This window comes from Pseudomonas sp. NFX1, assembly GCF_051123555.1.
Taxonomy (GTDB): Bacteria; Pseudomonadota; Gammaproteobacteria; order Pseudomonadales; family Pseudomonadaceae; genus Aquipseudomonas; species Aquipseudomonas capeferrum.
On sequence record NZ_CP169366.1, the window covers coordinates 3,416,132 to 3,429,987 of the forward strand.

At 63.7% G+C, this 13,856-nt stretch carries 10 protein-coding genes; 8 read left to right on the top strand and 2 right to left on the bottom strand.

The genetic code is table 11. From position 1 onward, the window contains the following. The first annotated feature begins 277 nt into the window (after positions 1–277). Genes map through dapC form a run of 3 tightly spaced genes read left to right on the top strand, consistent with a single transcriptional unit; the run spans position 278 to position 5,019 of the window. Entirely contained in the window at positions 278–1,060 is a 783-nt protein-coding gene (gene map / locus DJ563_RS15350; RefSeq protein WP_274098290.1) for a type I methionyl aminopeptidase, read from the top strand. A gap of 37 nt (positions 1,061–1,097) precedes the next feature. Next, positions 1,098–3,800 carry a [protein-PII] uridylyltransferase gene (locus DJ563_RS15355; protein WP_274098289.1) on the top strand — a complete coding sequence of 901 codons (2,703 nt, stop codon included), beginning with the start codon at positions 1,098–1,100 and terminating at the stop codon, positions 3,798–3,800. Between the two features lie 22 nt (positions 3,801–3,822). Then, positions 3,823–5,019, top strand: a complete 1,197-nt coding sequence (gene dapC / locus DJ563_RS15360) for a succinyldiaminopimelate transaminase (RefSeq protein WP_274098288.1) — start codon at positions 3,823–3,825, stop codon at positions 5,017–5,019. 37 nt (positions 5,020–5,056) lie between these two features. Here the strand turns inward: dapC and DJ563_RS15365 are convergent, their stop codons facing one another. After that, positions 5,057–6,703 (bottom strand): Na+/H+ antiporter, encoded by a 1,647-nt coding sequence (locus DJ563_RS15365; RefSeq protein ID WP_434517980.1) that lies wholly within the window; start codon positions 6,701–6,703, stop codon positions 5,057–5,059. A gap of 365 nt (positions 6,704–7,068) precedes the next feature. Between DJ563_RS15365 and DJ563_RS15370 the strand changes: the two genes are divergently transcribed. The 4 genes from DJ563_RS15370 (at position 7,069) to DJ563_RS15385 (ending at position 10,184) form a co-directional block, all read left to right on the top strand. After that, the gene (locus tag DJ563_RS15370) at positions 7,069–7,416 is read left to right on the top strand and encodes an ArsC family reductase (protein WP_274098297.1); all 348 of its coding nucleotides are present in this window, start codon (positions 7,069–7,071) and stop codon (positions 7,414–7,416) included. A 42-nt stretch (positions 7,417–7,458) separates the two neighbouring features. Continuing rightward, positions 7,459–8,493, top strand: coding sequence for a 2,3,4,5-tetrahydropyridine-2,6-dicarboxylate N-succinyltransferase (gene dapD, locus DJ563_RS15375; RefSeq protein WP_186654464.1), 1,035 nt, complete (start codon positions 7,459–7,461; stop codon positions 8,491–8,493). 78 nt (positions 8,494–8,571) lie between these two features. Then, positions 8,572–9,777: a cysteine desulfurase gene (locus tag DJ563_RS15380; RefSeq protein ID WP_274098286.1), complete on the top strand. Its 1,206-nt coding sequence runs from the start codon at positions 8,572–8,574 to the stop codon at positions 9,775–9,777. Further along, positions 9,774–10,184: a SufE family protein gene (locus DJ563_RS15385; protein ID WP_274098285.1), complete on the top strand. Its 411-nt coding sequence runs from the start codon at positions 9,774–9,776 to the stop codon at positions 10,182–10,184. The genes DJ563_RS15380 and DJ563_RS15385 overlap by 4 nt, the downstream gene beginning before the upstream one ends. A 119-nt stretch (positions 10,185–10,303) precedes the next feature. Here DJ563_RS15385 and tcdA read toward each other — a convergent pair whose 3' ends face one another. Next, on the bottom strand, positions 10,304–11,113 hold the full coding sequence (tcdA, locus tag DJ563_RS15390) for a tRNA cyclic N6-threonylcarbamoyladenosine(37) synthase TcdA (RefSeq protein ID WP_095064085.1): 810 nt from the start codon (positions 11,111–11,113) through the stop codon (positions 10,304–10,306). Positions 11,114–11,246: 133 nt separating this feature from the next. Between tcdA and DJ563_RS15395 the strand changes: the two genes are divergently transcribed. Continuing rightward, positions 11,247–13,838 carry a glycosyltransferase gene (locus DJ563_RS15395; protein WP_274098284.1) on the top strand — a complete coding sequence of 864 codons (2,592 nt, stop codon included), beginning with the start codon at positions 11,247–11,249 and terminating at the stop codon, positions 13,836–13,838. Positions 13,839–13,856: the final 18 nt, after the last annotated feature.

The following is a 13,856-nucleotide window of genomic DNA, read 5'->3' on the forward strand; positions in this document are numbered from 1 at the left end:
GGGGCACCCAGGTCATCGTGTCGACACGTGTGTGGGTTTAAGGCTAACGGGGTCTACCCCGAAAGCGGCGCATTTTATACCACAGACCGCGAGCGAACGGAACCCGAATACTGTTGCGTCCGTCAGCGGCTTTTGCAGCACCCAGGCTTTCAGGCCAGAATGCCCTCTATAGACAGCAGCTTGGCCGCCTTTATCCCGACCGATTGCCGCCCTGCTCTGCTAGAATCCGGCCTTTCCCGTTTGTTCGCGCCGTGCACGGCGCCGTAGAGAGCCTGTAATGACCGTCACCATCAAGACCGCAGAAGACATCGAGAAGATGCGCATCGCCGGCCGCCTGGCCGCCGACGTGCTGGAAATGATCGAAGAGCACGTCAAGCCCGGTGTCACCACCGAAGAACTGGACCGCCTGTGCCACGACTACATCGTCAACGTCCAGCAGGCCATCCCGGCGCCGCTCAACTACAAGGGCTACCCCAAGTCGATCTGCACCTCGATCAACCATGTGGTCTGCCACGGCATCCCCAACGACAAGCCGCTCAAGGACGGTGACACGCTGAACATCGACGTCACCGTGATCAAGGACGGCTACCACGGCGACACCAGCCGCATGTTCCACGTCGGCAAGGTACCCGTGTGGGCCGAGCGCCTGTCCCAGGTCACCCAGGAATGCATGTACAAGGCCATCGAACTGGTCAAGCCTGGCTGCCGCCTGGGCGACATCGGCGAAGTGATCCAGAAGCACGCTGAAAAGAACGGCTTCTCGGTGGTGCGCGAATTCTGCGGCCATGGCATCGGCAAGGTATTCCATGAAGAACCGCAAATTCTTCACTACGGCCGCGCCGGCACCGGCATGGAACTCAAAGAAGGCATGACCTTCACCATCGAGCCGATGATCAACCAGGGCAAGGCCGACACCAAGGTGCTGGGCGACGGCTGGACCGCCATCACCAAGGACCGCAAGCTCTCGGCCCAGTGGGAGCACACCCTGGTGGTGACCGCTACCGGCTACGAGATCTTTACCCTGCGCAAGGACGACACCATCGCGCGCACCTCGGCCTGAGTCCGCGCCAGGCACCCCACGACAGGAACGCGACGCAATGCCCCAGGTGGATCCCGAGCTGTTCGACCGCGGCCAGTTCCAGGCGGAACTGGCCCTCAAGGCGAGCCCTATCACCGCCTTCAAGAAAGCCATCCGCCAGGCTGGCGAGGTGCTCGACAAGCGTTTTCGCGATGGCCGCGAGATCCGCCGACTGATCGAGGACCGCGCCTGGCTCGTCGACAACATCCTGCAGCAGGCCTGGAACCAGTTCGACTGGGGCGACCAGCACGGTATCGCCCTGGTCGCTGTGGGCGGCTACGGGCGCGGTGAACTGCACCCGCACTCGGACATCGACCTGCTGATCCTGCTGGGCGCCGCCGAGCACGAGCAGTACCGCGAGGCCATCGAGCGCTTCCTCACCCTGCTGTGGGACATCGGCCTGGAAGTGGGCCAGAGCGTGCGCACCGTCGACGAGTGTGCCGAACAGGCGCGTGCGGACCTGACGGTCATCACCAACATGATGGAAAGCCGTACCATCGCCGGCCCCGAAGCCTTGCGACAACGCATGCTCGAAGTCACCAGCACCGAGCACATGTGGCCAAGCAAGGAGTTCTTCCTGGCCAAGCGTGCCGAGCTCAAGGCCCGTCACCACAAGTACAACGACACCGAGTACAACCTTGAGCCCAACGTCAAGGGCTCACCCGGTGGCCTGCGCGACATCCAGACCGTGCTGTGGGTGGCCCGCCGCCAATACGGCACCCTGAACCTGCACGCACTGGCAGGCGAAGGCTTCTTGCTGGAAAGCGAGAATGAACTGCTGGCCTCCTCCCAGGACTTCCTGTGGAAGGTGCGCTACGCCCTGCACATGCTGGCCGGGCGCGCCGAAGACCGCTTGCTGTTCGATCACCAGCGCAGCATCGCCGCGCTGCTGGGCTACAGCGACGAAAACCCCAAGCGCGCGATCGAACAGTTCATGCAGCAGTACTACCGGGTGGTGATGAGCATCAGCCAGTTGTGCGACCTGATCATCCAGCACTTCGAGGAAGTCATCCTCGCCGACGATGACAGTGGCACTACTCAGCCGCTGAATGCGCGCTTCCGCCTGCACGACGGCTATATAGAAGCGACCAAGCCGAACGTGTTCAAGCGCACGCCGTTCGCCATGCTGGAAATTTTCGTGCTGATGGCCCAGCATCCGGAGATCAAAGGGGTACGTGCCGACACCGTGCGCCTGCTGCGCGAACACCGCCACCTGATCGACGAAACGTTCCGCCACGATATCCGCAACACCAGCCTGTTCATCGAGCTGTTCAAGTGCGAGATCGGCATCCACCGCAACCTGCGGCGGATGAACCGCTACGGCATTCTTGGCCGCTACCTGCCGGAGTTCGGCCTGATCGTCGGGCAGATGCAGCATGACCTGTTCCACATCTATACGGTCGATGCGCACACGCTCAACCTGATCAAGCACCTGCGCAAACTGCAGTACACGCCGGTTTCCGAAAAATTCCCGCTGGCCAGCAAGCTCATGGGCCGCCTGCCCAAACCCGAGCTTATCTACCTGGCCGGGCTTTACCACGACATCGGCAAGGGCCGCCAGGGTGACCATTCGGAGCTGGGCGCGGTGGACGCGCAAGCGTTCTGCGAGCGCCACCAGTTGCCCGCCTGGGACAGCCGCCTGATCGTCTGGCTGGTGCTGAACCACTTGGTGATGTCCACCACCGCCCAGCGCAAGGACCTGTCCGACCCGCAGGTGATCAACGATTTCGCCTTGCACGTGGGTGACGAAACCCGCCTGGACTACCTCTACGTGCTGACCGTGGCCGACATCAACGCCACCAACCCGAGCCTGTGGAACTCCTGGCGTGCCAGCCTGCTGCGCCAGCTCTACACCGAAACCAAGCGCGCACTGCGCCGTGGGTTGGAAAACCCGCTGGACCGTGAAGAGCAGATTCGCCAGACCCAGAGCGCGGCACTGGACATCCTGATCCGCGAAGGCACCGACCCGGACGACGTGGAACAGCTCTGGTCGCAGCTGGGTGACGACTACTTCCTCAAGCACACCGCCGCCGACGTGGCCTGGCACAGTGACGCCATCCTCCAGCAGCCCGCTGACGGTGGGCCACTGGTGCTGATCAAGGAAACCACCTCGCGTGAGTTCGAGGGCGGCACGCAGATCTTCATCTATGCCCCCGACCAACACGACTTCTTCGCCGTGACCGTGGCGGCCATGTCGCAGCTCAACCTGAACATCCATGACGCGCGGATCATCACCTCGAGCAGCCAGTTCACCCTCGACACCTATATCGTGCTCGACAATGACGGTGGCTCGATCGGCGACAACCCGCAGCGGGTCAAACAGATTCGCGATGGCCTGACCGAAGCGCTGCGCAACCCCGAGGACTACCCGACGATCATTCAACGTCGGGTGCCGCGTCAGCTCAAGCACTTCAACTTCCCGCCGCAGGTCACCATCCTCAACGATGCCCAGCGGCCAGTGACCATCCTCGAGATCACCGCCCCCGACCGCCCGGGCCTGCTGGCCAGGATCGGGCGCATCTTCCTGGAGTTCGACCTGTCGCTGCAGAACGCCAAGATCGCCACCCTTGGCGAGCGCGTGGAAGACGTATTCTTCATCACCGACGCCGACAACCAGCCGCTGTCCGACCCGCAGCTTTGCAGCCGCCTGCAGGAGGCTATCGTGCAGCAGCTGCAGGCCGGCCAGGCGAGCGATGCCAGCCCTACCCGCGTGACCTTTTAACGATTGACGAGACCTTGCGCCGATGAACCATGCCCTGACCCAGCTTCAGCCCTACCCGTTCGAGAAACTCCGTGCCCTGCTGGGCAGCGTAAAGCCTGCGGCGGACAAACGCGCCATCGCCCTGTCGATCGGCGAGCCCAAGCACGCCTCGCCGGCGTTCGTCGCCCAGGCCATGACCGACAACCTCGACAAGCTGGCGGTGTACCCCAGCACCCTTGGCCTGCCAGCCTTGCGCCAGGCCATCGGCCAGTGGTGCGAGCGTCGTTTCGGCGTGCCGGCCGGCTGGCTGGATGCCGACCGCCACATCCTGCCGGTCAACGGCACCCGTGAAGCGCTGTTCGCCTTCACCCAGGCCGTGGTCAACCGCGCCGATGATGGCCTGGTGGTCAGCCCGAACCCGTTCTACCAGATCTACGAGGGCGCGGCCCTGCTGGCAGGTGCCACCCCGCATTACCTGCCGTGCCTGGAAAACAACGGTTTCAACCCAGACTTCGATGCCGTGCCCGCCGACGTCTGGCAGCGTTGCCAGATCCTGTTCCTGTGCTCGCCGGGCAACCCCACTGGCGCGCTGGTGCCGATGGACACCCTGAAGAAGCTGATCGCTTTGGCCGACGAGCACGATTTCGTGATTGCCGCCGACGAGTGCTACAGCGAGCTGTACTTCGACGAAGACGCGCCACCCCCGGGCCTGCTCAGCGCCTGCGCCGAGCTAGGCCGCAGCGACTTCAAGCGTTGCGTGGTGTTCCACAGCCTGTCCAAGCGCTCCAACCTGCCTGGCCTGCGCTCGGGCTTCGTGGCAGGTGATGCCGAAATCATCAAACCCTTCCTGCTGTACCGCACCTACCATGGCTGCGCCATGCCCGTGCAAACCCAGCTGGCCAGCATCGCGGCCTGGCAGGATGAGGCGCATGTGCGCGACAACCGTGACCAGTACCGGGCCAAGTACGCTGCCGTGCTGGATATCCTGCAGCCGGTGATGGATGTGCAGCGGCCCGATGGCAGCTTCTACCTGTGGGCCAAGGTACCGGGCTGCGATGCTGCGTTCACCCGCGACCTGTTCGAAACCGAGCATGTGACCGTGGTGCCCGGGTCGTACCTGTCGCGTGAAGTGGATGGCGTCAACCCCGGCGCTGGCCGGGTGCGCATGGCGCTGGTTGCGCCGTTGGCCGAATGCATCGAGGCGGCTGAGCGAATTCGCGCGTTCCTGCAGAATCGCTGATCGAGCTGAAGGGGGCGCTTGGCGCCCCTTTCGCTACCTACCTGACAGCCCCCAGGTTCGCCTCGCTCATATCCAGCTCACCCAGCACCTGCCGCACCACCTCATCGCCCACCAGGTGCTGGCGATGCAGGTTGTACAACTCCAGCCGCTGCGCCCGCAGCGCACGCAGGCGCAAACGCCGCTCAAGCAAGTCCATCTGCTCAGCCAGGCCCCGCGCCTCGGCCGTGTCGTTGTAACTGTTCAGCTCGTCGCGGTACTCCGCCATCAGCCGCGCCTTAAGCTCGGTTGCCAAGGTCGCCTGGGCCGCATCCTGCGGTGCATTGGCATCGATCACCTCCTCCGCTTCCAGCGCATGAATCGCAGCCTCTGCGGTACGCCGCCAGGCTTCCAGCACTTCCTGGTGCAGGCGCTCGTCGGGGCTTTTGGTCACACCGCGCAGCAGGATCGGCAAGGCGATACAGGCACTGATCAGCGACAACAGGATCACCCCGGCCGCAATGAAAATCAGCAGGTCACGCTCGGGGAAGGCTTTGCCCGCCCCCATCAGCAGCGGCACCGACATCACACCGGCCAAGGTGACCGCACCGCGTACGCCACCGAGGGTCAGCAACCAGCAGGAACGCGCCGTGGGCATCAGCACCAGCGCCGGCTTGCCGCGCCAACGGCGCACCACCCCAATGGCCCGCCAGATGCTCTGCACCCAGATGAACCGCAGCAGGATCAACGCGGCAAAGATCGCCAGCACATCCAGGCAGCGCCAGGCCAGGGTCGGCCACACGCTGGGCTCGTGGCTTACCACGGCCTTGATGATGTCCGGCAACTGCAAGCCGAGCAGCAGGAAGATCAAGCCATTGAAGGCAAACTCCAGCAACGACCACACACTGCGGTTGAGCAGGCGGGTGCTGGTCTGGCGTGGCAGCAGGTCGAGCCAGCTCTGCATCATGCCGGCAGCTACCGCCGAGAGGATGCCGGACACGCCCAGGCGCTCGGCCAGTACGTAAGCGGCAAAGGGCAGCAGCAGCATGAACACCACGTGGGTAGCCGGGTCGTCCCAGCCCCGCGCGATCATCCAGGTGCGCAGCCGGCCGATCAGCCAGCTCAGCGCAACGCCGACCGCCAGGCCGCCGAGGGCAACCAGGACGAAACTGAAGCTGGCATCGGCCAACGAGAACACCCCGGTGATCGCTGCGGCCAAGGCAAACTTGAACGTCACCAGGCCCGAGGCATCGTTCATCAACGCTTCGCCCTGCAGCATGTGCATCAGCGGTGTCGGCAAGCGGTCCTGGGCGATGGCCGAGACCGCCACGGCATCGGTCGGCGACAGCACGGCCGCCAGGGCGAAGGCGACAGCCAGCGGGATGCTGGGCAGTAGCCAGTGAATGAAGTAACCGGCGCCCACCACGGTGAACAGCACCAGGCCCACGGCCAGCGCCACCACTGGGCCACGAATGCGCCACAGCTCGCGCTTGGGAATGCGCCAGCCGTCGGCAAACAGCAGCGGTGGCAGGAACAGGAACAGGAACAGTTCAGGGTCCAGGGCCACGTGCAGGCCCAGGGTCGGCCAGGCTAACAAGGCACCGGCGGCGATCTGCACCAAGGGCAGCGGCAGCGGAATGATTCGGCCGACCAGTTTTGACACGCTTACCAGCGTCAGCAGGATGAGGACGGTATAGGCTGACTGCATCGGTGAAAGCTTCCTTTATGAATCAATAACTACAGCGGGGTGAAACATCGCCATTGAAACAATATGTTAGCGGCGAGTGGGGATTCTGGACCGCTGCACCATAGTCGCAAGTGGCACATGAATATGTAACACAATGCTGCGTGTGTTTGCGCGATGGGGGGGCATGGCGGCAGAGCTCTGGCGCCTGTGAGATCGAGCGCCGCGCGGGCGGCGCTCGATTTCATAGGCGCCAAAAAACCCGAACCTTACCCTATACCCCCCATTCGCCCACACCCCGTGGCGCTCACCACATCGTTCACGCATAATCCCGCGACTGACATTCGAAAATGGAGAGATTGGGGCAGCCTGTGGCCTCAATGTACACAATGACCTACACGCTCTACGGCATCAAAGCCTGCGACACCATGAAAAAGGCGCGCACCTGGCTCGAAGACAAAGCCATCGGCTACGAATTCCACGACTACAAGACCCAAGGCATCGACCGTGACAGCCTGAAGCGCTGGTGCGACGAACACGGCTGGGAAGTCATCCTCAACCGTGCCGGCACCACCTTCCGCAAGCTCGACGATGCCAGCAAGGCCGACATTGACCAAGCCAAGGCCGTCGAACTGATGCTGGCCCAGCCGTCGATGATCAAGCGTCCGGTACTCGACCTTGGCACGCGCACATTGGTCGGCTTCAAGCCGGACCTGTACGCCGCCGCACTGGCCTGAGCCCGTCACCGCTCAATACCCTATTTCGCACGAGGTAATCACATGTCCAATACTCTGTTCAGCCTGGCCTTCGGTGTCGGCTCCCAGAACCGCCAGGGCACCTGGCTGGAAGTCTTCTACGCCCAACCTCTGGTCAACCCAAGCGCCGACCTGATCGCCGCCGTTGCCCCGATCCTGGGCTACGAAGGCGGCAACCAGGCCATTGCGTTCAGCAACGGGCAAGCGGCGCAACTGGCCGAAGCCGTGAAAGGTGTCGATGCCGCCCAGGCCGCCCTGCTGACCCGCTTGGCCGAAAGCCACAAGCCGCTGGTCGCCACCTTGCTGGCCGAAGACACAGCGCTGACCTCGACCCCAGAGGCCTACCTCAAGCTGCACCTGCTGTCGCACCGCCTGGTCAAGCCGCACGGCGTGAGCCTGGCCGGCATCTTCCCGCTGCTGCCGAACGTTGCCTGGACCAACCTGGGCGCCGTCGACCTGGCCGAGCTGGCCCAACTACAACTGGAAGCGCGCCTGAAGGGCGAGCTGCTGGAAGTGTTCTCGGTTGACAAGTTCCCGAAAATGACCGACTACGTGGTCCCGGCCGGCGTGCGTATCGCCGACACCGCCCGTGTGCGCCTGGGCGCCTACATCGGCGAAGGCACCACCATCATGCACGAAGGCTTCGTCAACTTTAACGCCGGCACCGAAGGCCCGGGCATGATCGAAGGCCGCGTGTCGGCAGGCGTGTTCGTCGGCAAGGGTTCGGACCTGGGCGGCGGCTGCTCGACCATGGGCACCCTGTCCGGCGGCGGCAACATCGTCATCAAGGTTGGCGAAGGCTGCCTGATCGGTGCCAACGCCGGTATCGGCATCCCGCTGGGCGACCGCAACACCGTCGAAGCCGGCCTGTACATCACTGCCGGCACCAAGGTGAACCTGCTGGACGAGCACAACGAGCTGGTCAAAGTGGTCAAGGCCCGCGACCTGGCCGGCCAGACCGACCTGCTGTTCCGCCGCAACTCGCTGAACGGCGCTGTGGAATGCAAGACCCACAAGTCGGCCATCGAGCTGAACGAGGCGCTGCACGCCCATAACTGAGAACCTTCCACGGTTTGAAGTGATAAGATCGGGTCTGGCGTAATGCCAGACCCGTTTTTCATTCCAGGCCCCGCGAACATGTTCCAGCCCTCCCCCTGGCGTGCCGATTTCCCCGCCATCGACGCCCTGCAACGGCAGCACCAGACCTACCTGGACAGCGCCGCCACCAGCCAGAAACCGCAAGCCCTGCTCGATGCCCTGAGCCATTACTACGGCCGTGGCGCGGCCAACGTGCACCGCGCCCAGCACTTGCCCGGCGCGTTGGCGACCCAGGCGTTCGAAACCAGCCGCGACAAGGTTGCCGCCTGGCTCAATGCCGCCGACTCGCAGCAGATCATCTTCACCCACGGCGCCACCTCGGCCTTGAACCTGCTGGCCTACGGCCTGGAACACCGCTTCGAAGCCGGCGACGAAATCGCCGTCAGCGCCCTGGAGCACCATGCCAACCTGCTGCCGTGGCAACAGCTGGCCCGGCGACGCAACCTGCGCCTGGTGATCCTGCCGCTGGACGTGCAGGGCCGTATCGACCTCGATCAGGCACTGCAACTGATCGGGCCACGCACGCGGGTACTGGCGGTCAGCCAGCTGTCCAACGTGCTCGGCACCTGGCAACCGCTGCCGGCCTTGCTGGCCCACGCCCGGGCGCAAGGCGCGCTGACCGTGGTCGATGGCGCCCAAGGCGTGGTGCACGGCCGTCATGATGTGCAGCAGTTGGCCTGCGATTACTATGTGTTTTCCAGCCACAAGCTGTACGGCCCGGAAGGTGTCGGCGTGCTCTACGGCCGCAGCCAGGCGCTGGCGTTGCTGCGTCACTGGCAATTTGGCGGTGAAATGGTGCAACTGGCCGAGTACCAGAGTGCCAGCTTCCGCCCCGCGCCACTGGGGTTTGAAGCCGGAACCCCGCCCATCGCAGGTGTTATCGGCCTGGGCGCGACACTCGATTACCTGGCCAGCCTCGACGCCCATGCGGTCGAACGGCATGAGTCCAGCTTGCACCAGCACTTGCTGCGTGGCCTGGCCGACCGCGATGGCATCCGGGTGCTCGGTGCACCGCAGACGGCGTTGGCCAGCTTCGTCATCGAGGGGGTACATAACGCAGACATCGCCCACCTGCTGACCGAACAAGGCATCGCCGTGCGTGCCGGTCATCATTGCGCTATGCCGCTGCTCAAGGGGCTGGGGCTGGAGGGGGCGATTCGAGTGTCGCTGGGGCTGTATAACGACAGCGATGACCTGCAACGCTTCTTCGAGGCGCTGGATCAAGGGCTGGAGTTGTTGCGATGAATGTGCCGACACCTGCCCGCGAAGCACTGGAACAGTTCGAACAGGCCCGTGGCTGGGAACAACGTGCACGGCTGCTGATGCAGTGGGGTGATCGGCTTGAGCCGCTGAGCGATGCGGACAAATGCGAGCGCAACCGCGTGCATGGCTGTGAAAGCCTGGTGTGGCTGGTGGCTGAGCCGCATGACGGCCAGTGGCAGTTCAAGGCCAGCAGCGATGCACGGTTGTTGCGCGGGCTGCTGGCGTTGCTGCTGGTGCGGGTGCAGGGCTTGGCCAGCAGCGAGCTGGCTGAACTGGATCTGCGGGCCTGGTTCAACCAGCTAGGGCTGGAACGGCAGCTGTCACCCTCGCGCAGCAATGGGCTACATGCGGTGTTGCAGCGCATGGCCGAGCTGGTTTCTGTCAGTTGAATCGGCGTTGGATTCTTCGCGGGGCTAGCCCGCTCCCACAAGAACCCGCTCATCAATGAGTTAACGGGCTACTGTGGGAGTGGGCTTGCCCCGCGAAAATGCTGCACAGATCGTGCGCCTTACTCGGGCTTGACCCGCTCCGAAGGCCGCCGGGCACCTGCCACAAGCTTTTCCACGGCCTTGCTCGCCGCCACCATGGCAAAGGTCGCAGTCACCATCATCACCGCACCAAACCCGCCCGAGCAGTCCAGGCGCACGCCTTCACCGACGAAGCTCTTCTGCAGGCAAACGCTGCCATCCCCCTTGGGGTAGCGCAGCTGCTCGCTGGAAAACACACACGGCACACCGTAGTTGCGGCTGACATTGCGCGAGAAGTTGTAGTCGCGGCGCAAGGTCGAGCGTACCCGCGAGGCCAGCGGGTCGTTGAAGGTCTTGTTGAGGTCACCGACCTGGATCTGCGTCGGGTCGATCTGCCCACCTGCGCCACCGGTGGTGACGATGGCGATCTTGCGGCGCTTGCACCAGGCGATCAGTGCGGCCTTGGCCATGACACTGTCGATACAGTCGATGACACAGTCGAGCCCTTCGGTGATGTACTCGGCCATGGTTTCGCGGGTCACGAAGTCAGCTACCGCATGCACAGTACACGCCGGGTTGATCGCCCGCAGGCGCTCGGCCATGACTTCAACCTTGGGCCTGCCCACCTGCCCTTCCAGGGCATGGGCCTGGCGGTTGGTATTGCTCACGCAGACATCGTCGAGGTCGAACAGGGTAATTTCGCCCACGCCACTGCGGGCCAATGCCTCGGCCGCCCAGGAGCCGACCCCGCCGATACCGACGACCGCCACATGGGCCAACTTCAGCCGTTGCAGGCCATCGTCGCCGTACAACCGGGCAACGCCGGCAAAGCGTGGATCTTCTGTGCTCATCTTGCTACCCCGAAGCTCATACCCCAAAAAACGGCGCGCATTATATGCCAATGGCACCCGTAGCCTCCATCGTTAGGAAAGTGCCTACCAATCCTGCTTTAATATTCACTCAATTCGACAGACTTGGACGACAATGTCATCACGCAAATTCGGCCTCAACCTGGTCGTGGTCCTGGCCATCGCTGCGCTATTCACCGGGTTCTGGGCGCTGATCAACCGCCCGGTGTCCGCGCCCGCCTGGCCGGAACAGATCTCCGGCTTCTCGTATTCGCCGTTCCGTCTGGGCGAAAGCCCGCAAAAGGGCCAATACCCCAACGACGACGAGATGCGCCAGGACCTGGAGCAGATGAGCAAGCTGACCGACAGCATCCGCATCTACACCGTAGAGGGCACCCAGGCCGATATCCCGCGCCTGGCCGAAGAATTCGGCCTGCGGGTGACCTTGGGCATCTGGATCAGCCCGGACCTTGAGCGCAACGAGCGTGAAATCGCCAGCGCCATCGAACTGGCCAACACCTCGCGCAGTGTGGTGCGGGTAGTAGTGGGCAACGAGGCACTGTTCCGCGAAGAAGTCACACCGCAAGCCTTGATCCAGTACCTGGACCGGGTACGCGCGGCGGTCAAGGTGCCGGTCACCACCAGTGAGCAATGGCATATCTGGAAGGAAAACCCGGAGCTGGCCAAGCACGTCGACCTGATCGCCGCGCACATCCTGCCTTACTGGGAATTCGTGCCGATGAAAGACTCGGTGGAATTCGTGCTCGACCGCGCCCGCGAGCTCAAGCAGCAGTTCCCACGCAAGCCACTGCTGTTGTCGGAAGTCGGCTGGCCGAGCAACGGCCGTATGCGCGGTGGCGCCGATGCCACCCAGGCCGACCAGGCCATCTACCTGCGCACCTTGGTCAACACCCTCAACCGCCGCGGCTACAACTACTTTGTCATCGAGGCCTACGACCAGCCTTGGAAGGCCAGCGACGAAGGTTCGGTTGGCGCCTACTGGGGCGTGTTCAACGCCGAACGCCAGCAGAAGTTCAACTTCGATGGCCCCGTGGTCGCCATCCCGCAGTGGCGGGCCCTGGCGGTGGCGTCGGTGGTACTGGCGATGATTGCCCTGGCCGTGCTGCTGATCGATGGTTCGGCCTTGCGCCAGCGTGGCCGCACCTTCCTGACCTTCATCACCTTCCTGTGTGGGTCGGTGCTGGTGTGGATCGCCTACGACTACAGCCAGCAATACAGCACCTGGTTCAGCCTGACCGTCGGCGTGCTGCTGGCGCTGGGGGCATTGGGCGTGTTCATCGTGCTGATGACCGAGGCCCACGAACTGGCGGAGGCGGTATGGATTCACAAGCGACGGCGCGAGTTCCTGCCGGTGCAGGCCGACAGCGCCTACCGGCCCAAGGTGTCGGTGCATGTACCGTGCTACAACGAGCCGCCCGAGATGGTCAAGCAGACCCTCGACGCCCTGGCCGCGCTGGATTACCCCGACTATGAAGTGCTGGTGATCGACAACAACACCAAGGACCCGGCCGTGTGGGAGCCGCTCAAGGCGCACTGCGAGAAGCTCGGCGAGCGCTTCAAGTTCTTCCACGTCGCGCCGTTGGCCGGCTTCAAGGGCGGCGCACTCAACTACCTGCTCCCGCACACCGCCAAGGACGCCGAAGTGATCGCGGTGATCGACTCGGACTACTGCGTCGACCGCAACTGGCTCAAGCACATGGTGCCGCATTTCGCCGACCCGAAGATCGCCGTGGTGCAGTCGCCGCAGGACTATCGCGACCAGCACGAAAGCGCCTTCAAGAAGCTGTGCTACAGCGAATACAAGGGCTTTTTCCACATCGGCATGGTGACCCGCAACGACCGTGACGCGATCATCCAGCACGGCACCATGACCATGACCCGCCGCTCAGTCCTGGAAGAGCTCGGCTGGGCCGAATGGTGCATCTGCGAGGATGCCGAACTGGGCCTGCGGGTATTCGAGAAAGGCCTGTCGGCCGCCTACGCCCACAACAGCTACGGCAAGGGCCTGATGCCCGACACCTTCATCGACTTCAAGAAGCAGCGCTTCCGCTGGGCCTATGGCGCCATCCAGATCATCAAGCACCATGCCGGCGCCCTGCTGCGCGGCAAGGGCAGCGAGCTGACCCGTGGCCAGCGCTACCACTTCCTGGCCGGCTGGCTGCCGTGGGTGGCCGACGGCATGAACATCTTCTTCACCGTCGGCGCATTGCTGTGGTCGGCGGCGATGATCATCGTCCCGCACCGGGTCGACCCGCCGCTGATGATTTTCGCCATCCCGCCGCTGGCGCTGTTCTTCTTCAAGGTCGGCAAGATCATCTTCCTGTACCGCCGGGCGGTCGGGGTCAACCTCAAGGATGCCTTCGCCGCGGCGCTGGCGGGGCTGGCGTTGTCGCACACCATCGCCAAGGCGGTGTTGTACGGGTTCTTCACCAGCAGCATGCCGTTCTTCCGCACGCCGAAGAACGCCGACAGCCACGGGGTGCTGGTGGCCCTCTCCGAAGCACGTGAAGAGCTGTTCATCATGTTGCTGCTTTGGGGCGCGGCTCTGGGCATCTTCCTGGTGCAAGGGCTGCCAAGCTCGGACATGCGCTTCTGGGTGGCGATGTTGCTGGTGCAGTCGTTGCCGTATCTGGCGGCGTTGGTGATGGCGTTGCTGTCTTCGCTGCCAAAGCCTGCGGACAAGGTTGCACAGCCACAGCAGGCCTGAAAATCCGGGGGCGCTTTG

Coding starts and splice junctions, on each gene's coding strand:
- DJ563_RS15370 (WP_274098297.1), top strand. CDS start 7,069: ATGACCTACACGCTCTACGGCATCAAAGCCTGCGACACCATGAAAAAG.
- dapD (WP_186654464.1), top strand. CDS start 7,459: ATGTCCAATACTCTGTTCAGCCTGGCCTTCGGTGTCGGCTCCCAGAAC.
- map (WP_274098290.1), top strand. CDS start 278: ATGACCGTCACCATCAAGACCGCAGAAGACATCGAGAAGATGCGCATC.
- tcdA (WP_095064085.1), bottom strand. CDS start 11,113: ATGAGCACAGAAGATCCACGCTTTGCCGGCGTTGCCCGGTTGTACGGC.
- DJ563_RS15365 (WP_434517980.1), bottom strand. CDS start 6,703: ATGCAGTCAGCCTATACCGTCCTCATCCTGCTGACGCTGGTAAGCGTG.
- DJ563_RS15385 (WP_274098285.1), top strand. CDS start 9,774: ATGAATGTGCCGACACCTGCCCGCGAAGCACTGGAACAGTTCGAACAG.
- dapC (WP_274098288.1), top strand. CDS start 3,823: ATGAACCATGCCCTGACCCAGCTTCAGCCCTACCCGTTCGAGAAACTC.
- DJ563_RS15355 (WP_274098289.1), top strand. CDS start 1,098: ATGCCCCAGGTGGATCCCGAGCTGTTCGACCGCGGCCAGTTCCAGGCG.
- DJ563_RS15395 (WP_274098284.1), top strand. CDS start 11,247: ATGTCATCACGCAAATTCGGCCTCAACCTGGTCGTGGTCCTGGCCATC.
- DJ563_RS15380 (WP_274098286.1), top strand. CDS start 8,572: ATGTTCCAGCCCTCCCCCTGGCGTGCCGATTTCCCCGCCATCGACGCC.